This is a genomic window from Bacillus manliponensis (assembly GCF_000712595.1).
Classification (GTDB): Bacteria; Bacillota; Bacilli; order Bacillales; family Bacillaceae_G; genus Bacillus_A; species Bacillus_A manliponensis.
On record NZ_JOTN01000001.1, the window covers coordinates 358,342 to 384,599 of the forward strand.

The 26,258-nt window shown below is 37.9% G+C and carries 30 protein-coding genes and 1 riboswitch; of the genes, 9 read left to right on the plus strand and 21 right to left on the minus strand.

The window, feature by feature from the left end:
* Window positions 1-151 precede the first annotated feature (151 nt).
* Window positions 152-661, minus strand: coding sequence for a YwhD family protein (locus BAMA_RS01585; RefSeq protein WP_034635482.1), 510 nt, complete (start codon window positions 659-661; stop codon window positions 152-154).
* A gap of 19 nt (window positions 662-680) precedes the next feature.
* Window positions 681-1,355 (minus strand): site-2 protease family protein, encoded by a 675-nt coding sequence (locus BAMA_RS01590; RefSeq protein ID WP_034635483.1) that lies wholly within the window; start codon window positions 1,353-1,355, stop codon window positions 681-683.
* 113 nt (window positions 1,356-1,468) lie between these two features.
* On the opposite strand from BAMA_RS01590, the gene BAMA_RS01595 reads away from it, so the two are divergent.
* The gene (locus BAMA_RS01595; RefSeq protein WP_034635486.1) at window positions 1,469-1,654 is read left to right on the plus strand and encodes a 2-hydroxymuconate tautomerase; all 186 of its coding nucleotides are present in this window, start codon (window positions 1,469-1,471) and stop codon (window positions 1,652-1,654) included.
* Window positions 1,655-1,683: 29 nt separating this feature from the next.
* Here BAMA_RS01595 and BAMA_RS01600 read toward each other — a convergent pair whose 3' ends face one another.
* The 6 genes from BAMA_RS01600 to BAMA_RS01625 form a co-directional block, all read right to left on the minus strand.
* Window positions 1,684-2,988 carry an HD domain-containing protein gene (locus BAMA_RS01600; RefSeq protein WP_034635488.1) on the minus strand — a complete coding sequence of 435 codons (1,305 nt, stop codon included), beginning with the start codon at window positions 2,986-2,988 and terminating at the stop codon, window positions 1,684-1,686.
* 391 nt (window positions 2,989-3,379) lie between these two features.
* A complete protein-coding gene (locus BAMA_RS01605; protein WP_034635489.1) occupies window positions 3,380-4,321 on the minus strand; it encodes an ABC transporter substrate-binding protein in 942 nt (313 codons plus the stop codon).
* A gap of 248 nt (window positions 4,322-4,569) precedes the next feature.
* The gene (locus BAMA_RS01610) at window positions 4,570-5,391 is read right to left on the minus strand and encodes an ABC transporter ATP-binding protein (RefSeq protein ID WP_034635490.1); all 822 of its coding nucleotides are present in this window, start codon (window positions 5,389-5,391) and stop codon (window positions 4,570-4,572) included.
* Window positions 5,392-5,405: 14 nt separating this feature from the next.
* Window positions 5,406-6,419, minus strand: a complete 1,014-nt coding sequence (locus BAMA_RS01615; protein WP_034635491.1) for a FecCD family ABC transporter permease — start codon at window positions 6,417-6,419, stop codon at window positions 5,406-5,408.
* Window positions 6,419-7,474, minus strand: coding sequence for a FecCD family ABC transporter permease (locus BAMA_RS01620; RefSeq protein WP_034635617.1), 1,056 nt, complete (start codon window positions 7,472-7,474; stop codon window positions 6,419-6,421). Before BAMA_RS01620 ends, BAMA_RS01615 begins: the two co-directional genes overlap by 1 nt.
* 183 nt (window positions 7,475-7,657) lie before the next feature.
* Window positions 7,658-7,882, minus strand: coding sequence for a YuzB family protein (locus BAMA_RS01625; protein ID WP_034635619.1), 225 nt, complete (start codon window positions 7,880-7,882; stop codon window positions 7,658-7,660).
* A gap of 240 nt (window positions 7,883-8,122) precedes the next feature.
* Here BAMA_RS01625 and BAMA_RS01630 point away from each other — a divergent pair, with 240 nt between their 5' ends.
* Entirely contained in the window at window positions 8,123-8,821 is a 699-nt protein-coding gene (locus BAMA_RS01630; protein WP_034635492.1) for an RsfA family transcriptional regulator, read from the plus strand.
* A 110-nt stretch (window positions 8,822-8,931) separates the two neighbouring features.
* Window positions 8,932-9,777, plus strand: a complete 846-nt coding sequence (gene lipL / locus BAMA_RS01635) for an octanoyl-[GcvH]:protein N-octanoyltransferase (RefSeq protein WP_034635494.1) — start codon at window positions 8,932-8,934, stop codon at window positions 9,775-9,777.
* A 32-nt stretch (window positions 9,778-9,809) separates the two neighbouring features.
* On the opposite strand, the gene pta is transcribed toward lipL, so the two are convergent.
* Window positions 9,810-10,781 (minus strand): phosphate acetyltransferase, encoded by a 972-nt coding sequence (gene pta / locus BAMA_RS01640; RefSeq protein ID WP_034635497.1) that lies wholly within the window; start codon window positions 10,779-10,781, stop codon window positions 9,810-9,812.
* 251 nt (window positions 10,782-11,032) lie between these two features.
* Between pta and hemQ the strand changes: the two genes are divergently transcribed.
* The 3 genes from hemQ to gerQ all read left to right on the plus strand — a co-directional run bounded on the left by hemQ (window position 11,033) and on the right by gerQ (window position 12,834).
* Complete coding sequence (gene hemQ / locus BAMA_RS01645; RefSeq protein WP_034635498.1) at window positions 11,033-11,776, plus strand: hydrogen peroxide-dependent heme synthase; 744 nt, start codon at window positions 11,033-11,035, stop codon at window positions 11,774-11,776.
* 174 nt (window positions 11,777-11,950) lie between these two features.
* Window positions 11,951-12,373, plus strand: a complete 423-nt coding sequence (locus BAMA_RS01650; protein WP_034635499.1) for a cell wall hydrolase — start codon at window positions 11,951-11,953, stop codon at window positions 12,371-12,373.
* Between the two features lie 38 nt (window positions 12,374-12,411).
* Window positions 12,412-12,834: a spore coat protein GerQ gene (gene gerQ / locus BAMA_RS01655; protein ID WP_034635500.1), complete on the plus strand. Its 423-nt coding sequence runs from the start codon at window positions 12,412-12,414 to the stop codon at window positions 12,832-12,834.
* 32 nt (window positions 12,835-12,866) lie between these two features.
* Here gerQ and BAMA_RS01660 read toward each other — a convergent pair whose 3' ends face one another.
* A complete protein-coding gene (locus BAMA_RS01660; RefSeq protein ID WP_034635501.1) occupies window positions 12,867-13,235 on the minus strand; it encodes a DUF423 domain-containing protein in 369 nt (122 codons plus the stop codon).
* Window positions 13,236-13,276: 41 nt separating this feature from the next.
* Window positions 13,277-13,567: a YwdI family protein gene (locus tag BAMA_RS01665; protein WP_034635502.1), complete on the minus strand. Its 291-nt coding sequence runs from the start codon at window positions 13,565-13,567 to the stop codon at window positions 13,277-13,279.
* Between the two features lie 199 nt (window positions 13,568-13,766).
* Between BAMA_RS01665 and BAMA_RS01670 the strand changes: the two genes are divergently transcribed.
* From BAMA_RS01670 to BAMA_RS01680, 3 genes are all read left to right on the plus strand, one after another.
* Complete coding sequence (locus tag BAMA_RS01670; RefSeq protein ID WP_034635504.1) at window positions 13,767-15,050, plus strand: purine/pyrimidine permease; 1,284 nt, start codon at window positions 13,767-13,769, stop codon at window positions 15,048-15,050.
* 119 nt (window positions 15,051-15,169) lie between these two features.
* Window positions 15,170-15,991: a Cof-type HAD-IIB family hydrolase gene (locus tag BAMA_RS01675; protein ID WP_034635506.1), complete on the plus strand. Its 822-nt coding sequence runs from the start codon at window positions 15,170-15,172 to the stop codon at window positions 15,989-15,991.
* Window positions 15,992-16,188: 197 nt separating this feature from the next.
* Window positions 16,189-16,485 carry a DUF3817 domain-containing protein gene (locus BAMA_RS01680; protein ID WP_034635509.1) on the plus strand — a complete coding sequence of 99 codons (297 nt, stop codon included), beginning with the start codon at window positions 16,189-16,191 and terminating at the stop codon, window positions 16,483-16,485.
* A 21-nt stretch (window positions 16,486-16,506) separates the two neighbouring features.
* On the opposite strand, the gene BAMA_RS01685 is transcribed toward BAMA_RS01680, so the two are convergent.
* The 10 genes from BAMA_RS01685 to BAMA_RS01730 form a co-directional block, all read right to left on the minus strand.
* Window positions 16,507-16,833 carry a hypothetical protein gene (locus BAMA_RS01685; protein WP_034635510.1) on the minus strand — a complete coding sequence of 109 codons (327 nt, stop codon included), beginning with the start codon at window positions 16,831-16,833 and terminating at the stop codon, window positions 16,507-16,509.
* A 22-nt stretch (window positions 16,834-16,855) separates the two neighbouring features.
* The gene (locus BAMA_RS01690) at window positions 16,856-17,533 is read right to left on the minus strand and encodes a uracil-DNA glycosylase (RefSeq protein ID WP_034635512.1); all 678 of its coding nucleotides are present in this window, start codon (window positions 17,531-17,533) and stop codon (window positions 16,856-16,858) included.
* A gap of 20 nt (window positions 17,534-17,553) precedes the next feature.
* Window positions 17,554-18,546: an ABC transporter permease gene (locus BAMA_RS01695; RefSeq protein ID WP_034635514.1), complete on the minus strand. Its 993-nt coding sequence runs from the start codon at window positions 18,544-18,546 to the stop codon at window positions 17,554-17,556.
* Window positions 18,539-19,456 (minus strand): ABC transporter ATP-binding protein, encoded by a 918-nt coding sequence (locus tag BAMA_RS01700; protein WP_034635516.1) that lies wholly within the window; start codon window positions 19,454-19,456, stop codon window positions 18,539-18,541. The genes BAMA_RS01695 and BAMA_RS01700 overlap by 8 nt, the downstream gene beginning before the upstream one ends.
* On the minus strand, window positions 19,453-20,265 hold the full coding sequence (locus tag BAMA_RS01705) for an SGNH/GDSL hydrolase family protein (RefSeq protein WP_034635518.1): 813 nt from the start codon (window positions 20,263-20,265) through the stop codon (window positions 19,453-19,455). Before BAMA_RS01705 ends, BAMA_RS01700 begins: the two co-directional genes overlap by 4 nt.
* A 187-nt stretch (window positions 20,266-20,452) precedes the next feature.
* Window positions 20,453-21,376 carry a homoserine kinase gene (thrB, locus tag BAMA_RS01710; protein ID WP_235184407.1) on the minus strand — a complete coding sequence of 308 codons (924 nt, stop codon included), beginning with the start codon at window positions 21,374-21,376 and terminating at the stop codon, window positions 20,453-20,455.
* Entirely contained in the window at window positions 21,373-22,431 is a 1,059-nt protein-coding gene (gene thrC, locus BAMA_RS01715; RefSeq protein WP_034635519.1) for a threonine synthase, read from the minus strand. The genes thrB and thrC overlap by 4 nt, the downstream gene beginning before the upstream one ends.
* Window positions 22,431-23,726 (minus strand): homoserine dehydrogenase, encoded by a 1,296-nt coding sequence (locus BAMA_RS01720; RefSeq protein ID WP_034635520.1) that lies wholly within the window; start codon window positions 23,724-23,726, stop codon window positions 22,431-22,433. Before BAMA_RS01720 ends, thrC begins: the two co-directional genes overlap by 1 nt.
* 139 nt (window positions 23,727-23,865) lie before the next feature.
* Window positions 23,866-24,771 (minus strand): homoserine O-acetyltransferase MetA, encoded by a 906-nt coding sequence (gene metA / locus BAMA_RS01725; protein ID WP_034635521.1) that lies wholly within the window; start codon window positions 24,769-24,771, stop codon window positions 23,866-23,868.
* Window positions 24,755-26,053: a bifunctional O-acetylhomoserine aminocarboxypropyltransferase/cysteine synthase gene (locus BAMA_RS01730; RefSeq protein ID WP_034635621.1), complete on the minus strand. Its 1,299-nt coding sequence runs from the start codon at window positions 26,051-26,053 to the stop codon at window positions 24,755-24,757. Before BAMA_RS01730 ends, metA begins: the two co-directional genes overlap by 17 nt.
* Before the next feature lie 91 nt (window positions 26,054-26,144).
* A riboswitch (SAM riboswitch) is annotated at window positions 26,145-26,249 on the minus strand.
* Between the last annotated feature and the right edge of the window lie 9 nt (window positions 26,250-26,258).

Genomic DNA, 26,258 nt, shown 5'->3' on the forward strand with positions numbered 1-26,258 from the left:
TGGTGGTTTCAGCTACTTTTATTTTTATCGGCTATTTTGTGCACTCTTTCGGCTATTTTTCATCTTTATCGGCCATTCTGTGCACTCTTTCGGCCATTCTACTTCTTTTTACCTAAAAACAAAAAAACACCGGAAATTCCGGTGTTTTCTTCTATTCCCCTAACAACTCACTACGCAACTTCTCACTAGAAAAGTTCCATACTTCTTCGTTATGGCCTTTTAAAAACTCACCAAGTACCTTTTTCGAAGGTGCATCCATGTGATCTACCATAATGTATCGCTTTAGGGATTTATCCATTTTGTTTACGTGCTCAGGAAGCGACTTATAACCGCGACGAATCTCACGGTCTACCGTCATTTCGCAAGCAGTTACACCAGCGTAGTAAGCACCTTTTGCTGTACGCTCGATTGTTACCCATACAAGCCAGAACGGTTTTCCGTTTGGTACTTCTTCTTTATTTGGTAAAAACTTAATTCCTTTTTCGACGACGCTACGCGCGTGCATCGCACCGATATCAACAAATGCTGTTCCTTCTTCAACGTCAACAAAAACTGGTGAGATGTTTTCTAGGCTAAGCGCTCCAACCCCAAATCCACCATGTCCGTCTGTTGAGTCGTTTTTAATAATATTAAAACCAATTGTTTTCTTTTTCTCCGCCATGGAAATTCCTCCCTATTTATTAAAATAGTCCGAATAACGGTGCAACTATGCTGTGCATCACATTCAATACAGCTGGAATCACCGTATTAAAAATCGGATGAATTGTATATTGATCTAATGGTGTAACTACAAGAATTAAGAAAATAATAACACCATACTTTTCGTATTGCGTCATTTTTGCCCTTATATTTGAAGGCATTAAGTCTTCAAGAATACGATATCCGTCAAGTGGTGGGAATGGTAATAAGTTAAAGATAAATAACACAATGTTTAATTGGATAAAGATTTGGAAAAATAGTACAAGTGTCTCAGCGAAAGAACGCGGTGTTAGATCTAATATGCCGAAAGTAGCAAGCGCATATAAAATCGCAAGTCCAATTGTTCCTAAAATTAAATTACTAATCGGTCCTGCCACAGAAACTAAAATACCAGCAAGACGCGGTTTTTTAAAGTTATATGGATTCACTGGTACAGGGCGAGCCCAACCAAATCCTAGTAATAAAATGGCAATCGTACCAAGTGGATCTAAATGTGACAGCGGTGATAACGTTAAACGCCCTTGATTTTTCGCTGTCGGATCGCCAAATTTATAAGCAACGTAAGCGTGAGCAAATTCATGCACAGATAATGCTGCAGCCATTGCTAAAAGTAACAACGGGATTTGCTCTAATGGATATGCAAAAAAGTGTTCCATAATTCATCTCCTTATTCATCTATATCTAAAAAGAAAATATTCGTTTTTCTGATTGTTCTCTTCCATAATCCGTTATAATAATATTGTAATTTACATACAAAGGAGCGAAATATATGCCATACGTAACAGTAAAAATGTTAGAAGGACGCACAGAAGAGCAGAAGAAAGCCCTTGCTGAGAAAGTTACAGCTGCAGTAAGTGAAACAACTGGTGCTCCAGAAGAGAAAATCGTTGTGTTCATCGAAGAAATGTCAAAAAATCATTATGCAGTTGGCGGTAAGCGTTTAAGCGACCAATAATGGATAAGAAGCAGTTTTCATACTGCTTCTTATGCTTTTCCTTCTAACAACTGAATAATCCGCTCTTTGTACTTCCCTCTTCTACCGTCTGTATAAATTAAATCATGTGGGTAGAATAATTTCTTATCTTTTCGCTTCTTCCCAGTAATTGCTTCCACAATATCGGATTCACGCGATAGTTCACGAAGCTCTCCGCTTGGTGTAAGAAGTAAGATTGGTAAGCGTTCCTCTTCCTCTCCAGCGCGATAAAAATCGTACGGTAAATCAGATGTAGAATCGACAACTAAATAATATTCTGGATCAAGTCCAATTTTTTTAAAGAGACGGTTTAATTCCACCCAATTATCAAGACCATGCTCTTCGGTAAATTCGACGTACTTGAATAAATCCCTGTTCATAAAGCGGCGACATAAATCACGTAAAATTTCATCCTCTTCATCCTGCCATACTTGGAAGTAATAATACATAATATTTTCGTCGAGCTTTAAGTAATCTTCCAATTTAATATCTTCTTCAAATAGAGAATAAAAGTGAACAGGATAATGAGAGAATGTATACCCTTCTTCATGAAGTGCTTTTGCCCTATGCAAAATCTTCGTTAAAATAACCTCTGCACTACGCGTTACAGGATGGAAATACACTTGCCAATACATTTGGTATCTACTCATAATATAGTGCTCTACAGCGTGCATTCCGCTCTGTTTAATGACAACTTGTTTTCCGTAAGGACGCATCACTCGTAAAATACGCTCCATATCAAAGTTTCCGTATTTTACACCTGTGAAATATGCATCTCGTAATAAATAATCCATTCGGTCCGCATCAATTTGACTAGAAATCATACTAATCGCTAATTTATTATCAGACGTTTTTGCGATAACCTCTGCTACCTTTACCGGAAACTCTTTATCCACAAGACTAAGCACTTTATTAATTTCTGTATCGCCTACAATAATCTGCTTTGTAAACTCTTCATGATCAAGTGAAAATACTTTCTCAAACGAATGAGAAAATGGACCATGCCCAACATCATGAAGCAATGCGGCACATAAACATAATAATCTATCTTTTGCATTCCACTCTGGTCTGCCATCAAATACATCATCAATCATACGACGAATAATTTCATAAACACCTAATGAGTGAGTAAAGCGACTATGCTCCGCACCATGGAATGTAAAAAATGTTGTACCAAGCTGTTTAATGCGGCGTAAACGTTGAAACTCTTTTGTCCCAATTAAATCCCAAATCACACGGTCACGTACGTGCACATATTTATGGACTGGATCTTTAAACACTTTCGTTTCACTTAGTTTATCGCTTAAATATGCCATCAGACTCACTCCTTTCGTCTTTCTTATATTTTCTCTATAAACTTATGCTGCTCTTTTCGCTATCTATCTATGTTGATATAAGCCAGACAAAAAGAGCATTGCTTATTACTATATATCGACTCTTACTTACTAACAAAAGGACTCACTAATCATAAAACCTTCTCCCTTTTTTCAAACATCGCGCGTGGTTCTAAAGGGCACTGACCGTTACTATGCTCAGCCAGTCCCTCTCTTCTCACTCAAAAAGAAAAGCTTTTAAGAGCTTTCAGAGTTTTATACCTTTATTATAAACGAAACATAAAAGAGAAAGAAATGAAAGACTGCTGAAATCAAGGATTTCCTTTATAAAAAAGAAAATCACCTTCATAAATTGAAAGTGATTTTCTCATTATTATTTTTTTAGAATAAGGTTTTTAAGTTCCTCTAGTAACATCTCTTTTCCTAGTGGAGCATAACCTTTATTTAAGTCTTCTGGGCTAATCATGTAAACGCGGTCGTTTTTCACAGCGTTCATATTTTTCCAAGTTGATTCTTGCTTGAATTCTTCTAAACGTGCTGAACCATCACCAGTTGTGAACACAAATAAGTGATCTGGGTTGTAGTCTACTAATGCTTCTTTTTGTAATTGTAATAAAGGTTCTTTCTCTGGTGTACCTTCAACAGCTGGTAACTTCATATCGTTAAATAACACGTCACTATGACCGTAGTTACCGTACACACGGAATGCATTTGGATATGCAGCCATTACCATGAACTTTTCATCGCCTGTTTTCGCAACGATTTCTTCACCGATTTTTTTCGCTTTTTCATCATATTGCTTTAACCAAGCGTCTTTTTCCTTTTCTTTTCCTAACACTTCAGCTGTTTCTGTAAAGAATCCACGCCAATCTGTTAATTCTGTGCTAAGCATAACTGTTGGTGCTATTTTAGATAAGTTATCATAAATTTTTTCTTGACGATTGTTAATTAAAATTAAATCTGGTTTCGCAGCTGCTACTGCTTCGATATTAATTTGGTCACCCCAGTAAGAACCAACTGGTTCTACATCTTTTAACTGGTCTTGTAAATGAATATCGATTTTTTCTTGTGATGTGTTTGCCGTTACAACTGGCTTCATATCAAAAATTAATAGTGCTTCTGTTGCACCACTTAAATCAGCAATACGCTTTGGTTCAACTGGAATAGCAGTTTCCCCTTTTTTATGTTTTACAACGCGAGTTTCTGCTTTCGCATCAGCTTTTTTCTCTTCTTTTTCACCAGAAGAACACGCTGCAAACAGGACAGAAGTCATTGCTAAAACTAGAGCTAGTAATGTTACTTTAAACTTTTTCATGTTGCTCTCTCCCTATTGTTGTATTTTACACTTCATAAAATATAAATTTAGTGAAGTATATGACTTATGTATATAAAACCTTATTGATAGGCGTTACATAAAATGATATAACGCCTATCAGTAAACACACATTAACTACACTTCAATCAGCGTACACGGCTCAAACAGACACGAATCAGTACCATGCTCAGCTAACCACTCTCCCCTCACTCCAAAAGAAAAGGTCTTGAGGGTTTTAAAAGTTTCTTTTACGCTTCTTTACGCATCTTTTGCGTCTTTTGCGTCATCATCATTAAATCGTATGTTAAACAAATTGGCTTACAGTTAACAGGACAAGCAACAATTTGTGCTTCAATTTCAAACACTTCACGAAGCGTTTCGCATGTCATAACCTCTTCAGGCGTTCCTTGTCTTAATAACTTACCATCTCTTAAAGCAATCATATGGTCTGAGAAACGAGAAGCGTGGTTTAAATCATGAATAACCATCACAATTGTGCGTCCTTCTTCTTCGTTTAACTTTTTCAGTAACGTTAATACTTCCAATTGGTGCGCCATATCTAAATATGTCGTCGGCTCATCTAACACAAGTAAATCCGTACCTTGCGCAAGGGCCATTGCAATCCAAACACGCTGGCGCTGTCCACCTGATAAAGCTTCTGCTGGACGGTTCGCAAACTCTTTCATGTTCGTTACTTCAAGAGCCCAGTTAATGTATTTATAATCTTCTTCTGATAGTGTACCGAATCCCTTTTGATGAGGGAAGCGACCATAAGATACAAGTTCAAACACAGTAAGTCCTGTCGGTACTTCCGCTGTTTGTGGTAAAATCGCCATTTTTTTCGCAATTTCTTTCGTCGGTTGTTTATCGATTGCTTTTCCGTCAAGATAAACAGTACCGCGCTTCGCCTTTAAAATACGTGAAGCTGTTTTTAACAATGTAGATTTTCCACATCCATTAGGGCCAATAATTGTTGTAACTTTCCCTTCTGGAATTTCAACTGATAATTCATCAATAATTAATGCTTCATTATATCCAACAGATACAGAATCGACCGCTAAAGTTGGCATACGAAAGCCTCCCCTTATCTTGTTTTAACAAGTAAATAAATGAAATACGGCGCACCGATAATAGAAATGACGAGGCCTACCGGTATTTCGGATGTTGGTAGTAAGCTGCGTGAAATAAGATCAGCAAACAATAACAATACTGTCCCAATTAATGCCGCAGTCGGTAACATAATTTGATGTTTTCCCCCGACTAAACGGCGTGCTAAATGCGGTGCCATTAAACCGATGAATCCAATTCCACCGGCAACAGCAACAGAGGCACCAGCTAAGCATACAGCAATCAATAATAATTTTCGGCGCTCTTTTTCAACAGCAACGCCAAGACCAGTTGCTGCCCCATCGCCTAAATTCATGACATTTAATAAGTGAACTTTGCGAAACGCAAGTGGTAAAAAGATTAACATCCACGGAAGTACACTAAGGACAAATTTCCAATCTGTTCCCCAAAGACTTCCTGATAACCAAATCGTTGCAAAGCGAAAATCATTTGATGTCATTTTCATCGAGAAAACGATACTAATCGCACTACACCCCGCCGCCACAGCTATGCCGACAAGAATCAACCTAGTAGGTGAAACACCATCTTTCCACGCGAGCATATAAATAATAACAGCTGCTAAGATTGCACCTACTAAAGCAAACAGAGGCAAAACAAAGACAGATAAAAAGGATGTCATCGTTACTTTTCCAAAGAAGAAGTAAACGAAAATGACAACCGTCAAACCAGCTCCAGCGTTAATACCAATAATCCCTGGATCAGCTAGAGGGTTTCTCGACAATCCTTGCATAATTGCACCTGATACCGCTAATGCGGAACCAACTAATAACGCAATAATCATACGAGGCATACGGAAATCAAATAAAATGGTTTCTTGCATATCTTCGCCGCGGCCAATTAATGTTTGAAACACTTCGGCTGGAGACATTTTAAATGTTCCTATATTTAAACTAACTAAGAAAATTATACAAATTAATAATGTAAGAATCGTTAAAATCGAAACGTTCTTTTTTGTTAATACAGTTTGCATTACATCTTTCCTCTCCCTTCTTTACGTGCTAGGTAGAGGAAGAATGGTACACCTATCATCGCTGTAATCGCACCAATTGGTGTTTCAAACGGCGGATTAATAAGACGCGATATCATATCGGCACATTCAATTAATAAACCACCAAGGACTGCTGAACATGGAATAACCCACCTGTAGTCCGAACCGACAAGAAAACGTGTAATGTGTGGAATAACAAGTCCGACAAAACCGACAGAACCAGCCATCGAAACAGCAGATCCAGTTAAAACAAGAACAACAATTGTTCCCACAAACTTAATCAGCTTTGTATTTTGCCCAAGGCCAATCGCAATATCCTCACCGAAGCTTAAAATAGTGATGTACCTCGATAACATAATTGCAATAACAAGACAAACAAGTCCTATCGGGAGCAATGTTTCAATACTAATCCATTTTACGCCCGCAACACCGCCCGCATTCCACATACTCACTTCTTGGGAAAGGTTAAAATATAAGGCAACACAAGAAGAAATCGCTCCTAGTAATGCACTAATTGCAGCACCAGCTAACGCTAACTTTACAGGGGTTAATCCACCTGGAGATGCGGCACCAATTCCATATACAATGCTTGCTCCAAATGCCGCTCCAACAAAAGAAGCAATAACAAACATCAAATACGGAGAATTAGGGAAAAATGCATACATAATTGCAATACCAAATACCGCTCCATCCGTAATCCCCATAAGAGATGGTGAAGCGAGTGGATTTCGCGTCATCCCTTGCATAATTGCACCTGATACCGCTAAAAAGGCACCGACAGCCACACCACCAATTGCTCGCGGTAACCGGATTTCTTGAATAACATTATGGTATGTTACAGAAGGGTCAAATTGGAATATAGCCTCCCAAACCGTTGCGAAGCTAATATTTGCTGCTCCAAACGAGATTGATGCCGCCATACTAAACGCTAATAAAATTGTTCCTACTATTAAGATCATAGAAGCAATAAGCGGACGACTCTTAATCTCTTTAACATGTATTTTCTCTTGTTGTAATTCTCTTGCGCTGGTTTCCACTTTGACACCATCATCCTTACCAAAAACTATATTTAACAAACTAAAGTTTTATCTCTTGTACAATAGATAAAATGAACTTGAGAATCATTATCAAAATTATCTACTCCTATTCTATAAATTCATACTAAATTCTGTCAACCATTAAATAAATAAAAAAGAAGGATACGATCGTATCCTTCTTTTTTATTTATTTAATTTATCTTCGATTTTCTTAATTAGATCATCTTCAGTTGGCGCTGCAACTGGACGATTATTTACAAAGGCAAATGATTTTTTTCGTCCTGGACCACAGTAAGACTGACAGCCGATTTTAATATCCGCACAATCGTCTATCTTTTTCAAACGCGGTACTAACGTCTTAATATTCGTTGCCTGACAATCATCACACACACGAAATTCGTTTCCCATTTTATATAACACTTCCTCTATAATTAAACTTTTCTCAAGTACATTATAAAAATAAACACTAAGTCGTATTTTACCGTTCTTTGAAGCACGATGCAAGTTTTCTTACTAATTCCCCAATAAGGAAATCTCCTATACAATCCTTATCAAAATCTACCATATTTTTAAAAGCTTTGTATAAAAAATAACGCTTTTGTCCATTCTAAAAATAGGAAATTCATAAAAAGAAAGGGAGATAAATCTATGAAAGTAAGACAAGATGCTTGGACAGAAGAAGATGATTTATTACTTGCTGAAACGGTACTTCGTCACGTTCGTGAAGGTAGTACACAACTAAATGCATTTGAAGAGGTGGGCGATCAACTGAACCGCACTTCTGCTGCATGTGGTTTTCGTTGGAACGCTGTCGTTCGTTATAGTTATGATCAAGCGCTACAAGTAGCAAAAAAATATAGGAAAGAAAAAATGCGTGCCGCTGGTGGCGAACAAGCGAAAAAGCGCCTTCTATATACACCGCCAACTCCAATGGTCGTTACAGATGAAGAAGATGAACCTATCTTACAAGAAACAGCGCAATATGTGCAGCAGTCGGTACCGGTACAAACAGAGCCAATTAGAGTAGCAAAAACAAACACTTCTATTACAATGCAGGATGTCATTTCCTTCTTACAATCAATGGGAACATCTGATGTAAAAGCAAATGCTCTTGAAAAAGAGAATGAGAGATTAAAACAGCAAATCGCACAGCAAATGCGTGAAAATGCAGAGCTCACACAAAAAGTAGAGAAGTTAGAGCAACAATCTCATACTGTTCAAGAAGATTACGAAACGTTGATGAAAATTATGAACCGTGCACGTAAACTAGCACTTGATGATGAAGAACGTCCACAAACGTCGTTTCGAATGGATCGAAATGGAAATTTAGAGAAAATCGCAGAATAAAAGGTCCTATGCAAAGGACCTTTTTATTTTGTCCCATTCTTTTATAATCATCCCTCATACTATTTTTGTTATAATAAATATTGTTATTTTACAGATAAGGGGTTAGTTATATGAGCGATTCTCGTTCGATTTTATCTCAAGAGGAATGGCGCATCGTTGACCAATCAAGCTTAGGACCACAGTTTCATGCACTGCAATCTTTCGCAATGGACGATACACTATGCACAACGGTTGGAAACGGTAATTCACCTGCTACAATGCGCTCTTGGGTTCATCACAATACAATTGTTCTTGGCATTCAAGATACACGCTTACCTCACTTGCAAGAAGGTATGGAATTTTTAAAGAATAAAGGATTCAACTTCATCGTTCGTAATTCGGGTGGACTTGCCGTTGTGTTAGATGAGGGCGTATTAAACGTTTCCCTTTTATTCCGTGAAACGGAAAAAGGCATTGATATTGATCTTGGCTATGATACGATGTGGCATTTAGTAAAAGAAATGCTAAATGATTATAACATTACAATTGAAGCAAAAGAGATCGTCGGTTCTTATTGCCCTGGCAGTTACGATTTAAGTATCGATGGGAAAAAGTTTGCTGGTATTTCGCAGCGTCGTATTCGCGGCGGGGTTGCTGTACAAATTTATTTATGCGCAGACAAGAGTGGTTCAGAGCGCGCTGCACTTATTCGTGACTTTTATAACTTAGCGATTCAAGGAGAAGAAACAAGATTTACGTACCCAGAAATCATACCAAGTACGATGGCTTCGTTATCTGAGCTTCTCGGCGAAGAACTTACAGTAACCGACTTAATGATGCGTCTTCTACAAACATTGCAGCGATTTACAACAAAATTAACACCATCACAACTGATGGTAGATGAAATGCCTTTATACGAGCAAAACTTAGAGCGTATGATTGAACGCAACAACAAAGCATTTCATTTGAATAAATAAGAAAACCCGGCATATGCCGGGTTTTCTTACAATTAGATTGCTTGTGCCGCTGTAATTAAAGCAAGCTTGTACACTTCTTCTTCGTTGCAACCACGAGATAGGTCATTTACTGGCATGTTTAAGCCTTGTAAGATTGGTCCTACTGCTTCGAAGTTACCTAAGCGCTGTGCAATTTTGTAACCAATATTTCCAGCTTCTAAGCTTGGGAATACGAATACGTTTGCATCACCTTTAATAACAGAACCTGGAGCTTTCTTTTCAGCTACAGATGGTACGAATGCAGCGTCAAATTGGAACTCACCATCTAATGTTAGTCCTGGCGCCATTTCCTTTGCAATGCGAGTTGCTTCTACAACTTTTTCTGTTTCAGAAGATTTTGCAGAACCTTTTGTAGAGAAGCTTAACATTGCAACACGTGGATCGATGCCGAATAATTCAGCAGTTTTTGCACTTTCAATACCAATTTCAGCTAAATCTTGGCTGTTTGGTGCAATATTGATTGCGCAGTCTGCAAATACATACTTCTCATCGCCACGTACCATGATGAATACGCCAGAAGTTTTTGAAACGCCTGGTTTTGTTTTGATGATTTGAAGTGCTGGACGAACTGTGTCAGCTGTAGAATGAGCTGCACCACTTACTAATCCGTGTGCTTTGCCCATATATACAAGCATTGTACCGAAGTAGTTTTCGTCTTTTAAAATTTCGCGAGCAGCTTCTTCAGTTGCTTTTCCTTTACGGCGCTCAACGAAAGATGCTACCATTGCATCCATTTCTTCATATGTAGCTGGATCATAAATTGTAACGCCTGCTAATGTTAAGTTCATGCTAGCAGCTTTTGCGTTAATATCTTCTTTATTACCAACTAAAATTGGTTTTACTAACTCTTCTTTTGCTAAACGCTCTGCAGCGCCTAAAATTCTTTCATCTGTTCCTTCAGGGAATACGATAGAAATATCTTTTCCTTGAACTTTTTCTTTTACAGTTGTAAATAAATCGCTCATGAATAAACCCTCCTACGTAATAAAAAGCTCTATCTCTAAGAATAATCCTTTTTACCTTTAATTTAAACTTTTAGCTCCTAAAAAATAGGCGAAAATAAAATGATTATATTTTCCCAAAATTAAGTCATAGATTCCCTCTTTCTAAAATGATCAATTGTGACAATTTTGTGCGCCCAAGACTCTTAGTATATGTTTTACATTCATATATGATATAGTTAACGTGTAAAACTTGATTATTCGAGGTGAAGAAAATGGCTGAAGCAGCACAAACGTTAGATGGTTGGTATTGTTTACATGATTTCCGTTCAATGGACTGGGTAGCTTGGAAAGCATTATCAAGTGAAGAGCGTCAACAAATTATGTCCGAATTTTTAAACATCGTTGAAAAGTGGAATAGAACAGAAGAAGAAAAACAAGGTAGTCATGCTTTATATACAATCGTTGGACAAAAGGCAGATATTATGTTCATGCTTTTACGTCCAACAATGGAAGAATTAAATGAATTAGAAACAGAATTTAACAAAACAACATTAGCACAATATATGATTCCTACATATTCTTATGTATCTGTTGTGGAATTAAGTAACTATCTTCCAGCTGAAGAAGATCCTTACCAAAACCCGCAAATCCTTGCGCGTTTATATCCGGCTTTACCAAAAGCGAAACACGTTTGCTTCTATCCGATGGACAAGCGTCGCCAAGGCGAAGATAACTGGTACATGTTACCGCTAGAAGAGCGCAAGAAATTAATGTACAGCCACAGTAAAATTGGTCGTCAATACACTGGAATCGTACGCCAAGTCATCACTGGCTCTGTCGGATTTGACGATTACGAATGGGGCGTAACATTATTCTCTGACGACGTTCTTCAATTTAAAAAGCTTGTATATGAAATGCGCTTTGATGAAGTAAGTGCACGCTACGGTGAATTTGGTACATTCTTCGTTGGAAATATTTTACCAACTGAAAAAGTAGAACAATTTTTACACGTATAATAAAGAAACAGGGACGATAAATCGTCCCTGTTTCTTTATTTACATAGCCTCGTCTGAAAAACATAGTTTGGTTGTCATATATACTTCTCTTTTCTCATAGGTATGAACTAGTAAGTTTTCATCTTGTTTATTACGAAATCCTCTTTCAGCAATCTGAAAAGAGAGGTGAAACATATGGGCGTTATTGCATACACAGAAGAAGAAGTAAAGTTATTAGCACGATTAATGCGAGCTGAAGCTGAAGGTGAAGGACAACAAGGTATGCTCATGGTGGGTAATGTCGGTGTGAACCGCGTTCGAGGAAATTGCTTAGACTTTAAACAAATTCGAAGTATAAAACAAATGGTTTTCCAAAGCCCTGGTGGTTTTGAAGCGACGCAAAAAGGATACTTTTATCAACGAGCGCGGGAAAGCGACATTGCTCTTGCAAGGCGGAACATTCAAGGTCAACGTTTTTGGCCAGCCAATTTTGCATTATGGTTTTTCAGACCAGAAGGCCCCTGTCCTCCAACTTGGTATGATCAACAAAATTCTGGTCGTTTTAAAAAACATTGTTTCTTCCAACCATCCGGAAGCGATTGCCCAAGCGTCTATTAGTTAACTCTTATCTATTTTTAAGGAGGGACTGATTTATTATGGCACAGCAACAAAATCCGTACTACGGCTCTTTTTATCAACCGTCTGGAACGTATTTACCACCGCAAGGACAACAACAGCAACAACAAGTAGCAGGAGCACAGCAACAACAAATGGTAGCAGCACAACAAGCGGTGCAACAAGGGATGCTACCGCTCGAACAGTCTTATATTGAAAACATTCTTCGTTTAAATAAAGGAAAGCAAGCAACAGTTGTTATGACGTTTGAACGAAATAGTACGCTTGGTACACAGTCTTATACTGGTATTATTGAAGCGGCCGGACGTGACCATATCGTAATTAGCGAACCAAAGACGGGAAAACGTTACTTACTCCTTATGATTTACCTTGATTATGTAGAGTTCCCTGAGGAAATTACATATTTACCAGGGCAAACTGCAACTTACGCTCCAAGACTATAGAAAAAAGCTGGCGCTCGCCAGCTTTTGTTTTTTTATAAACCTTTTGCAATCGCCGTACCAAGTAGTACCCAGCCCACGATAAAGCAAACACCACCAAGCGGTGTGATTGGGCCAAAGAATTTAATCCCCGTTGTGCTAAGTAGGTATAAACTTCCAGAGAACATAATAATTCCTGCTACCATAAACCACCCTGCTGTGCTAACTAGTGAAGATTGAAATTTCTCCATTAAAAGTGCAACAACAAATAATCCACCTGCATGAAACATTTGATATGTAACACCCGTTTTCCACACATCTAACATCTTTTGTGATAACTTCCCTTCAAGTCCATGTGCACCAAACGCTCCAAGCACAACAGATAATGCTGCCATAATACATCCTAATAATAAGAAAATTTTCATGCTAATTCCCCTTTTTATTTTTATATTAAAGAATTTTCTTTTTAAAAATCAAATAAAGAATTACCGTTTGCATCTTCCTCTTTCACATATACAGGCTCTCCTTGTATAGAAGCCATGTTAGAGATCGGTTGAACTGGTGTGTTTTGCGAAATGATATGTGATTGTACCGGTGGCTGAACATGTGTAGTTCCCTCTGATTGCTCCTCAAGTAATAAATCACATAATGCACGAACTACTAGTAAATGTTCTTTCTGCTTATGAGATTCGCTTCCTTGTGCTTTTGAAATTTCACTTGCCATTTTATTTAAAATCTTGTTGCTAGATATTTGCATTCTTACTTCACCTCATATTGTAATTCTTTCCCTTGCTTCTCTATGAAACAAATTACCTTTATCATATCACGTTCTCTTCGATTTTCCTCATCTATATGTGACTATTCATAATACCAGCCTTTCTCTTATTCCTCATTTTTGCCAGAATGAACAAACTACCTATATACTGTAAATGGAATATAAGAAAGAGGTCGATAACATGAAAACTTTTCTTTCCGCCTTACAATGGGCATTATTTATTTTAACCGGTAGCCTCATTGTACCGATTAGCGTTGCAGCAAGTTATGGACTTGCTGATATAGAAGCAATTGCTTTTGTACAACGAACACTATTTGTTCTCGGCTTCGCCGGCCTATTACAAGCAATTTTTGGACACCGCTTACCAATTCAGGAAGGTCCTGCTGGACTATGGTGGGGGATTTTCTCTCTTTATGCCAGCCTTGGTGTTGTTTTATTTGGCTCAGGAGATGAAACATTACGCGTCCTACAATATGCTTTTTTACTTAGTGGTATGATTTGTATTTTACTAAGCTTATTTGGACTAGTTGAGAAATTAGTCCGTTATTTCACACCAACTGTAGTTGGAACATACTTATTTCTTCTCGTCGCACAATTAAGTGGTTCCTTTTTAAAAGGGATGTTTGGATTAGATGGTGAACATACGAAAGTACAAGGAAGCGTATTTATTCTTTCTCTTATCGTCATTTTACTATCATTTTTCCTTATGAAGTTACCTGTTCTCGGACAGTACTCTGTCCTATGCAGCATTATAATTGGCTGGGGACTTTTTACATACTTTGGACTTTCAAATCCAGTCACACCTGTGCAAGATATCATTCGCTTTCCGGAAATCTTTGCTTTTGGTATGCCACGTTTAGAATGGAATATGGTCATTACTGTCATCTTCATCACACTTCTATTACTAACAAATATGCTAGCAAGTATTCGTGTTGTACAACATATTGTTTCAAAGTATGACGAAAACACTCCGCAAGAACGTTTTACACAGGCCGGTATCGTAACAGGTATTAATCAATTACTTGGCGGATTGTTTTCTGCAATTGGTCCAGTTGCTATTTCTGGTTCAGCTGGTTTTATTGCAACAACAAATATTTATAAACGATTGCCATTTATAATAGGCTCTTGCCTCATTATTGTTATTAGCTTATTGCCAAAAGTAACATCGTTCTTTGCAGCTATTCCTGTCGCAGTCGGCTATGCCGCTATTTATCCTGTATTTGCAAGCATGATTGGCATTGCATTTCGTGAATATGAGCGGGTAGAAAATAAGGAACAATTATTCCGCGTTGCTGGATTATCTATTTTTACAGGAATAGGTGTAATGTTTATTCCAGCACAAGCTTTTTCAGCACTTCCGCCATCACTAGCTTCATTTTTAAGCAATGGACTTGTACTTGGTTCTGTCATGGCAATTGTACTTGAGATTATATTTTCACGTTCTAAAGCAAAAGAGCAAAGCTAATTTCACGCTTTGCTCTTTTCATATTTCACAATTTGGAAAACTTCTAACGTTGCACTCTATTTTCGTAGTTGTTACGATAGAAGAAAGAGAGAATACACCTATGAAAGGAACGTTCCCATATGTCTTATAAAATGATAGTACTAGATTTAGATGATACATTACTACGTGACGATCACACGATTTCACCACGTACGAAAGAAGCGTTAATGGAAGCTCAGGCCCGCGGTGTGAAGGTTGTACTTGCTTCTGGTCGCCCAACCTTCGCAATGCGTGCAATTGCAAAGGAGCTTCGTTTAGAAGAATACGGAAGCTTTATTTTATCTTATAACGGTGCAAAAATTATTAACTGTGCAACAGATGAGGAACTTTTCAGCAGTACACTATCAGCTGAAATCGTTCACAGTTTATATGATATTAGTAAAACTGAAAATGTTGGCATTCACTCTTACATTGGCGATGATATCGTAACAGAAGCAAATAATCCATATACAAATATTGAAGCTGAAATTACTGGTATGCCACTTATAGAAGTTCCTAGCTTTAAAGAGGCAATTACAGCGCCTGTTGTGAAAGTATTAATGGTTGAAACACCAGAATATCTTGCAGAAGTTGAAAAGAAATTACAAAAAGAATTAGAAGGTAAACTGAGCGTTATGCGTTCTAAGCCGTTCTTCTTAGAGTTTACAGAAGCTGGCGTGACGAAAGGTACAAGCTTAAACCAATTAATTCAAACGCTTGGCATTACACGTGAAGAAGTTATTGCCATGGGTGATAGCTATAATGATCTTGCTATGATTGAGTTTGCAGGCCTTGGCGTTGCAATGGGCAATGCGCCTGATGATATTAAAGAAATCGCAAACTATGTAACAGATACAAACATGAACGACGGTGTTGCAAAAGTAGTAGAGAAGTTCGTACTACAAACTGAAGTTCTTGTATAATAACTTGTTCACAAATCCCCTTTGAAGTCAATCCTTTCAAAGGGGATTGTTTTAGCTTGTGAATATATTTTGAACTTTATACCATTATCATAGTGCAAAGTGTGTTTTCGTATATAATAGAGTAAAGAAGTCTAGTTTCTTATGTAAAAGAATAAAACTTTACTATATACAAGCTTTGCTTAAAAGGAGGACATTTTATGTTATCGACACCAATTGGACGTCTGCGCGTTATTGGATTAATTGAAGGTATTTCTTTCTTACTACTTTTATTTGTAGCAATGCCGTTAAAATATATGGCTGGCTATGATAAAGCTGTTTCTGTAACAGGCATGGCACATGGCGTACTATTTATTTTATTTGTTTTCGCTGTCATCCAAGTGATGATTGTTCATCGTAAGTCAATCGTATGGGGAATTGGAGCATTCGTTTCTTCTATCATCCCATTCGGTACATTCGTACTTGATGCAAAATTAAAGAAAGAACAAAATAAATAATACAAAACCGGTCGCGTTCGTTTAGCGGCCGGTTTCTGTTTTTATTAAATTTTGAGAGAAAAACTCTAAGCGATGGCAATTTGGACATTGATATGCCTCTACTTTCAATTGTCCATGAATCAGTAGCCCTATATCATTAAAAAATAAATTACTTACAGTTGAACCTCGCTGTAATTTTTGTTCGCCAATGCATATCATTTTTACTTCCTCACAGCGAAGGCAATTCATATCCTTCTCTACACTTTCTTCTACTGGAGGTGTATATACATCACCTATAAGCAATTCACATTTTTCACAATACATCGCGTGTACAGCATTTTCAGCATTGCAATATTGGCACTTCTTCATCTAGTAGACCTCCTAATATTTTCTATCTATTAGGAATTCGCCAATCGATCTCTTTCTCCCCTATGTTAGACAAAATTCCGTTAATTTTTGAATACGGCTTACTTCCAAAGAAACCTCGCCTTGCTGATAATGGGCTTGGATGTACAGACTCAATAATATAATGATGTTTGTTTGTAATGAACTTTTTCTTTGCTTGCGCATGGCGCCCCCACAATACAAAAATAACAGGTTTCTCACGTTCATTTAACAATTCAATAACACGATCTGTGAATATCTCCCACCCTTTTCCTTTATGAGAATTTGCTTCACCTTGACGGACTGTTAATACTGTATTTAATAGTAACACACCTTGCTCAGCCCATTTGACTAAATACCCGTTATTTGGCACTTCATAGCCAAGGTCATCTTGAAGCTCTTTATACATATTCAGTAAAGATGGTGGAATTTTCACTTCTGGTTGCACGGAAAAACTTAAACCATGTGCTTGATTTGGTCCATGATATGGATCTTGTCCTAAAATAACAACTTTCGTATCTTTATAGCTTGTATAATGCAGCGCATTAAAAATATCAGTAGCTGCTGGATAAATAACCTGTGTTTTATATTCTTCATCTAAAAACTGTTCTAGCTTTTGATAGTATGGCTTTTCAAATTCAGTCGACAATAAAGGTGTCCAATCATTTTGTAATCGTTTCATCATCTTTTCACTTCCTATTTCCTTTAATTCACCATGTCTTGCTTTGTAAAGACAACAAACGCAACAATAAGTGATCCAACTGCCCAAACTGTTAAGTTTAATAGCGAAAAGCTAAGCGATAATCCTTGCAGCGTTGGCAGCTGCCCAGATAAATAATCAATTAATGATAAATTGACACTAAAAATATATTTTGCACCTTCCCAAGATGATGCAAAACTACTTAAAATACCACCTGCAATTAGCGCAGCGAGCATAACCCCCATACCTGCGGGTGTATTACGAATTAAAACAGAAATCATAAAAGAAATTGTCCCAACAACAATCGCAACAAACCATGCCAATCCGTACGCCATTAAAATGTATTGCCACTGCGGAATAAGATGAACAAAGTTTGTATTTAATGTTTCACTTTCCGCTGAAAATCCTGTAAGCACGGGTAAATTCCAGCCTCCGTATCCAAATACAATACCTGATATTAAATAGGAAATAACACCAACGAGAAGCAATATAAGTGATACATACAAAACCATCGTTACATACTTACTAAGCAGTATTTTCCACCGCCGAATCGGCCGCGTTAATAACATTTTCATCGTACCATCACTTCGTTCTCCGGATACAATATCGATAGCAACAATCATAACAAGAAGTGGGATAAACAACGTAATTGCTTGCTCAATGAATATACGCATAAATGTTGGTGCCCCTGGTGCATTTGGATTAATATCATGATCTAAATAGTACTGTTGCTGCTCAACACGTACCTTTAACCAGGCACGCCATTCTTCTGGTATTCTTGAACTATTTAATCGATTTTGCGAATCAACAATTTGTTGCTGAAGAGCTACTTTCCAATCATCTGTTCCAAGGCGTTTCACTGTCGTTTGCACTTCGCGATACTGTGCATACACAAACAGCGGAATTAAAATAATGAGAATAAGAGTAACAACAGCAATGCGTTTCTTGCGGTAAATTTTTTCCGATTCGTTATATACAAGATTGGCAAACTCACGCATGTTGTTCCCCCCTTGTCAATTCAATAAATAAGTCTTCAAGGGTAAAGACAACTTCTTTCACACTATGAACTTCTATATTATGCCCTACAAAATGTTTATTATAAAAACTAATACGACTCGGGTTCATTCTGCATAATAAACGCTCGTCCTCTATCTTCACTTCACTTACTTCATCAGCTTCCTCTAACAATGCTTTCGCCTTTGAAACGGGCGTAACATGCCACTCAACGTGGTCACTCGTCTTCTTTACAAGTTCTTCAATAGGAGCAACTGTAATCATGCTCCCCTTATGAATGATTGCAACGCGGTCACAGATCATTTGTACTTCACTTAATAAGTGACTAGAAATAAATACACTCATATTCTCTTTTTGAACTAAATGATGGATAAACTCACGAAGCTCACGAATACCAGCTGGATCTAATCCATTAGTTGGTTCATCTAATATAAGTAACTTCGGTTCACCAAGAAGAGCTTGTGCAATACCGAGCCTTTGCTTCATTCCGAGAGAGTACGTTTTTACTTTATCGTGAATTCGTTCATCCAGACGTACCATTCTTGCAATTTCTTTAATCCGCTCATCAGAGATTCCGCCGAGCATGCGGGCAAATTGCTTTAAATTTTCCCATCCTGTTAAATATGTATAAAGCTCTGGATTTTCAACGATACTACCAATTTGACTCATCGCTTCTCGAAAGTTATCTTTCACGTTATAACCACTAATTTTAATTTCGCCTTCTGTTGTACGAATGAGCCCAACAATCATTCGGATTGTTGTCGTTTTACCAGCACCATTTGGCCCTAAAAAACCAAAGACCTCTCCTTGCCTTACATCAAACGAAATATTCTTCACGAGCGTCTTTTTACCAATTACTTTTTTTACGTTTCGGACAGATAAAACTGCGGTCACTTCTCTTCACCCCCGTCAATCTCTAGTTTACTCACTATATTTTGGACTAAACGTTCTGCCATAAACTCATATCCTTTTTCATTTGGATGAAAATGGTCCGTATATAATAAGTCGCTTCCTCTACTTTGGAATAAATCAAATGTTGGAATGATATATACATTGGGATAATCTAATGCTATCTTTTCTAAAGAAGAATTCCAATCAACGACCATAGGTGAAGATCCTTTTAACCCTTCAACATCTTCAAACGGATTGTATAACCCCATCCAAAAAATCGGACTGTCTGAATTTAACTCTCGGAGCTTAGATAAAATTTGCTTTGCATCATTTTGAAACGTCTCTGTGTCTGGTTTATATGTCGTTAAATCGATATTGCTCATACTCTCAAATCCTGGGAACAAATCATTTCCACCAATCGTTAACACAATCATATCTGCTTGTTGAATAGAATAAGTCGTTCCCTTACTTTCAAGTTGCGTTAGTAAATCTTTTGTTTTTGCCCCGCTTACCGCTAAATTTGTGAGGGAAACCTTTTGCTTATAATCATGCTGCAAACTATCTTTCAGTCTGCCAATATACCCAGTACCTTCCTTATCACCAACACCTCTTGTTAACGAATCACCTAAACTAACAATATTCAATGTACCTGATGATTGCTTTCCTTTTACCTCTTGCATTTCAGTAGATTTTTCTACATTTGAAGGTGTTGGATACAGCACATCTTTCACACTCATGATAAAACCATAAGCAAATAAACAAAAAGATACGATAGTAACAAACAACGTTCCTTTTACGACTTTTGAACCCATGTCACAACCCCTTTTTATTCCTTCTAGATTGTCCCTAATTATACCAAACGCCTTTTTGAAAAGCGATTTTTGACGCCTTCAATCATAAAGTGAAACTTCACTCAGTGGGGGGGGTTTCTTCCCCCCCTCTGAGTGTTAGTTGAACCAATCAGGCTTTTACGGGATAAAGAAAAGAGTCTACCAAGAACTACATGCTCTCGATAGACTCTTCTGCACCAATCTTCACTTGTAAACCTTCATTTACAACTTGTAATACTTCTATCATGCAGTGTGAAAATTGATTTTGTAACCATTCTTTTATATGATGTCCTTCTCCCTTTTGTACATAACAAAGTACAGTTGGACCTGCACCGCTTAATGAAACACCATATAAATTTGGATGTTGTAATCCGCGAAGTGCTTTCAGTTCTGGGACAAGTTGTTCCCGGTACGGTTCATGGAATAAATCTTGCTGCATCATTTCACCAGCAAGCTCCCAGTCTTCTTTATATAAAGCAATAGCAAGTACACTTGCAATACTACTGCCGCGAATAGCTTCTACATATGATAATCTACTTGGCAATACATCTCTTGCATGTACAGTTTTCAGCTCATAAGAAGGAATAACCGCAACAACTTCAATTTCATGAATACTTTTTGCTAGAAACGAAATATTCGTTCCGTCATATGTACCAACGATTAATCCGCCGTATAACGCCGCACCAACATTGTCGATATGACCTTCCATTTCTGTTGCAATTAACAATTTTTCACTTTCAGCTAATTGCAATTCACAAAGTTGATTCGCAAGTTCAATCCCAGCAATAATAGCTGATGCACTGCTGCCCAGCCCTCTTGCAAGTGGAATGTCACTAAAAAGATGAAGCTTACAATACGGCAATGTTTTTTTATAACGGGCTGCTACTTTTAATGCTGTTTGAAACAATAAATTCCCTTCATCTTCTGGAATACCTTGTAAAATAGATGTTTTCGCCTGGCATTCCCATTTATGATGAGAGAACACTTTAACCGTTAAATATTTGCTAACTGCAAGACCGATAGAATCGAACCCTGGACCAATGTTGGCTGTGCTGGCTGGAACACGAATTGTAAACATCGGAGCTAACTTCACCTTACAACAGCTCCTTGAATGTGTTCAAACACAACTTTTTCATCATTTGGCAACACAACTGGCTGAATATTCTTCGTATCAATTGCAACATTTGGATCCTTAAGCCCATTCCCTGTTAATACAGCCACAATACGACTTCCCTTTGGAATTTCTCCCGTTTGCACCTGCTTATAAATACCCGCAATTGATGCACAAGAAGCAGGTTCTGCAAAGATCCCTTCATATTTTGCTAATGATTCGTATGCATGAAGAATTTCTTCATCTGTCACTTGATCAATTTTCCCACCGGAATTGTTTGCTGCTGCCACCGCTTTATCCCAGCTTGCTGGATTTCCAATTCGAATAGCTGTTGCAATTGTTTCTGGCTCCTCAATCGCATAACCTCTTACAATTGCTGCTGCTCCCTCCGCTTCAAATCCACGCATTTCTGGTAAACCTGTCGCACACTTTGCATTATACTCTTTAAATCCCTTCCAATACGCTGTAATATTCCCAGCATTCCCCACTGGAATTGCCAAAATATCTGGCGCCGCCCCAAGTGCATCACAAATTTCAAATGCAGCTGTTTTTTGACCTTCAATACGGTACGGATTTACAGAGTTTACAAGCGTAATTGGCGAGTCATCACTTAAATTCCGAACCATTTGCAATGCATGATCAAAATTCCCATCAATACTAATAATTTCAGCACCATACATAACAGCTTGCGCTAACTTTCCATAAGCAATCTTCCCATTTGGAATCATAACAATACAAGATAAACCAGCACGAGCAGCATAAGCTGCTGCAGATGCTGATGTATTTCCTGTAGAAGCACAAATGACAGTTTTACTTCCTTCTTCTTTTGCTTTTGCAACCGCCATTACCATACCACGGTCTTTAAAGGACCCTGTTGGATTAGCTCCTTCTATTTTTCCGTAAATCGTTACGCCCCACTTTTCTGAAAGATTCTCTAACAATACAAGCGGCGTGTTTCCCTCATGTAGCGTTAGCGCTGGCGTATGCTCTTTAACAGGTAGAAACTCTTTATATGCGTCAAGTAGCCCTTTCCACATTAGCGAGCATCCCCTTCAATACGGTAATTGGCCTTCACACAATCCACTTCTTCATATGTTTCTAGCTTATTTAAAATATATTGATAGTCAGCAAGGGACGCTCGGTGTGTAACAATTACAATCTCAGCCGCGCCTTTTTCTTGTAATGGCATTTGAATAATCTTTTCAAAGCTTACGCTTCGCTCTGAGAATAAAGAAGTGATTTTTGCAAATACACCAACTTCATCTTTTACATGTAATCGTAAAAACTTCTTCACAAAGATATCATCGCTATCCTTTAACACCTTCTCATATTGAGGGGAAACTGCGCTATTTCCTGTTACACCAAGGCGTACATTTTGCATCACAGCTACTAAATCCGATACAACTGCTGTTGCTGTTGGCAAACTGCCAGCTCCTGGTCCGTAAAACATTGTTTCTCCAACCGCTTCACCATATACATACACAGCATTATATTCATTTTGAACAGCTGCAAGTGGATGTGAATTGGGAAGAAGTGTAGGCTCTACTGTTACCTCTAATTTTTCGCCATCACGTTTTGCTACGCCAATTAATTTAATTGTATATCCAAGGCTTTTACTATATGTAATATCCTCTTCTGTAATCGACGTAATTCCTTTTACATTTACATCGCCTAGTTCTACATTTGTTGAAAAGCCAAGAGTCGCCAAAATTGTCATCTTTCTTGCCGCATCTAAGCCCTCAACGTCTGATGTTGGATCCGCTTCTGCAAATCCAAGCTGCTGCGCTTCTTTTAACACGTCGTCATACGCCCTCCCTTCATCGGACATTTTTGTTAAAATGTAGTTTGTTGTCCCATTTACAATTCCCATCATCTTCGTAATGCGGTCAGAGGATAACCCTTCAACAATACTTCGTAAAATTGGAATTCCGCCTGCAACACTTGCTTCATAAAATAAATCCGCTCCATTTTCTTTTGCCACCATTAAAAGCTCTGCACCATGCAGTGCCATTAGATCTTTATTTGCAGTGACAACATGTTTACCACTCTTTAATGCTTGTAAAATATATGCTTTCGTTTCATCTATACCGCCCATCACTTCAATCACAACATCGATGTTTGGATTATCTATAATTTCACTTGGATTTGTTGTTAATAGATTTGGGGTTACTTGGACATCTCGTTCTTTTTCTATATTTTGTACTAATACTTTTGCTACGGTTACAGGGCATCCTACTTGATGCATAAGACGATCTTGATGATCGGTAATAATTCGTACGACACCACTGCCTACTGTTCCTAGTCCTAATAAACCTACTCGAATTTCATTCATGTTACTGTCCACCCCTTAAAAAATTTATAGTTAGATGAAATTATATAAGTTAACTCTATTAAAGACAATATATTTAGAACATTTTGAAAAATATATCATTTCCTATACAAAGAAAACGCTACCAAATACCACATTCACTTTATAAAATATAGGGGGTTTCTTGATAGACATAATAATTAAGCCAATTTGAAAAAAGTAAACTCCCATGACTCCGCCACTTTACAATTGGCTTTTCTGATGGATTATCATATTTAAAATAATTTTTCGGAACCTGAATTGGTAACCCTTTCTGAATATCTCTTTCATATTCCTGTTGTAACGTACAAGGGCCATATTCACTATGACCGAGTACAAAAATATGCTTTCCATCATGATTGCTGGCGAGGTGCACCCCTGCTTCTTCAGATACTGCTAACAATTGAAGATCCTTTACCTTTTCAATATCATGTACACGCACTTCTGTATGACGGGAATGTGGTGCAAAAAACGTTTCATCAAAACCTCTTAATAACTTCACATGTTCTTCTTTCACTTCATGTTCAAACACACCAAACATCTTCTCCTCGAGTGGATACTTTGGAACACCGTAATGATAATACAACCCAGCTTGAGCACCCCAACAAATATGGAGTGTTGATGTTACATGTTTATTGCAATAATCCATAATTTTCGTTAGCTCTTCCCAATAATCGACCTCTTCAAATGGAAGTGTTTCAACAGGCGCACCGGTAATAATGAGCCCATCAAATCGCTCTTCTTCAATATCCCGAAACGTTTTATAAAAGCTTGTTAAATGCTCCTGTGCTACGTTACGTGACGTATGTGATTCCATATGAAGAAGATGAACATCTAATTGTAACGGTGTATTCCCAACTAAGCGAAGCAACTGCGCTTCTGTTTCTTGCTTCGTTGGCATTAAATTTAAAATCGCGATCTTTAAAGCTCGAATATCTTGTGTTTCTGCCCGCTCTTTTGTCATGACAAAAATATTTTCACTTTGCAATATTTTACAAGCAGGTAAATCTTTATCAATTATAATTGGCATTTTTTCTTCCCCCGGCTAATGCTTCTGTTAAATCTGCAATAATATCTTTTACATCTTCAATACCGACTGATATACGAATTAAATCTGATGTTACACCAGCTAAATACTGTTGCTCTTCTGTTAATTGACGATGCGTTGTACTCGCTGGATGAATTACGCACGTTCTTGCATCAGCTACATGTGTCACTAATGTTGCTAACTTTACATTGCTAATAAACTCTTTGGCCGCTTGTAATCCGCCTTTAATGCCAAATGTTAATACACCACTTGCGCCTTTTGGTAAATACTTTTTCGTCAAAGCATAATGCTCATTATCCGCGAGTCCTGGATAATTCACCCATGCAACGCGTTCATGAGAAGAAAGCCACTTTGCGACAGCAAGCGTATTTTCACTATGGCGCTCCATTCGTAAGTGAAGTGTTTCAAGCCCAATGTTACTTAAGTACGCATTAAACGGACTCATACAGTTCCCATAATCCCGAAGTAATTGCACACGTGCCTTTACTATATAAGCTGCCGCTCCAAAGTCTTGTACATAGCGAACGCCACGATAACTTTCATCTCTTTCAACAAGTTCTGGAAATTTCCCCTTTGTCCAATCAAAGTTCCCTCCATCAATTACAACACCACCTAAAGACGTGGCGTGACCATCGATATACTTTGTTGTAGAATGTACAACAATGTTTGCTCCATGTTCAAACGCATTGCATAAGCACGGTGTAGCTAGTGTGTTATCCACAATAAGCGGAACTTCTAACTCTTTCGCTGCCTTCGAAAACTCTTCAAAGTTTAAAACATTCATCGCTGGATTTCCGAGCGCTTCCCCATATACTAGTTTCGTTTTCTCATTTGCAAGAGCGACAATTTCATCAGCTGTCATATTTGGATTAAAGAACGTCACCTCAATCCCAAGCTTTTTTAAACTCACTGCAAACAGGTTAAATGTGCCACCATACACTGTAGATGAACAAAGTACATGATCTCCGCTGCTGCATATATTTAAAACAGCTAACATAATTGCTGCTTGCCCTGACGCTGTTGCAACTGCCCCAACTCCACCTTCTAAATCCGTTAATTTCTGTTCAAATGCAGCTAATGTCGGATTCCCAATGCGTGTGTAAATATATCCTTCTGCTTGCAAATCAAAAAGTGCTGCTAAATCATCGGATGTGTCATATTTGTAGGTCGTACTTTGATATAACGGCAAAACACGTGGCTCTCCATTTTTTGGTGTATAACCACCTTGTACACAAATGGTTCCTTTTCCCCATGACTCCTCCACTCTGCAGTCCCCTTTCTTTTTAAAAATAAAAAAGCTGCATCCCCCTAAATAAGAAAGATGCAGCTTTGACACACGATCTACCATTCGCTGATTCTTATCTGTCAGGATGTTACCTGTAGGATTTGGCACAGTTCCGTTTCGCGGCTGTTGCCAAGGTTTCATAGGGCCTAGTCCCTCCACCTTTTCTTGATAAGACTTATGCAAT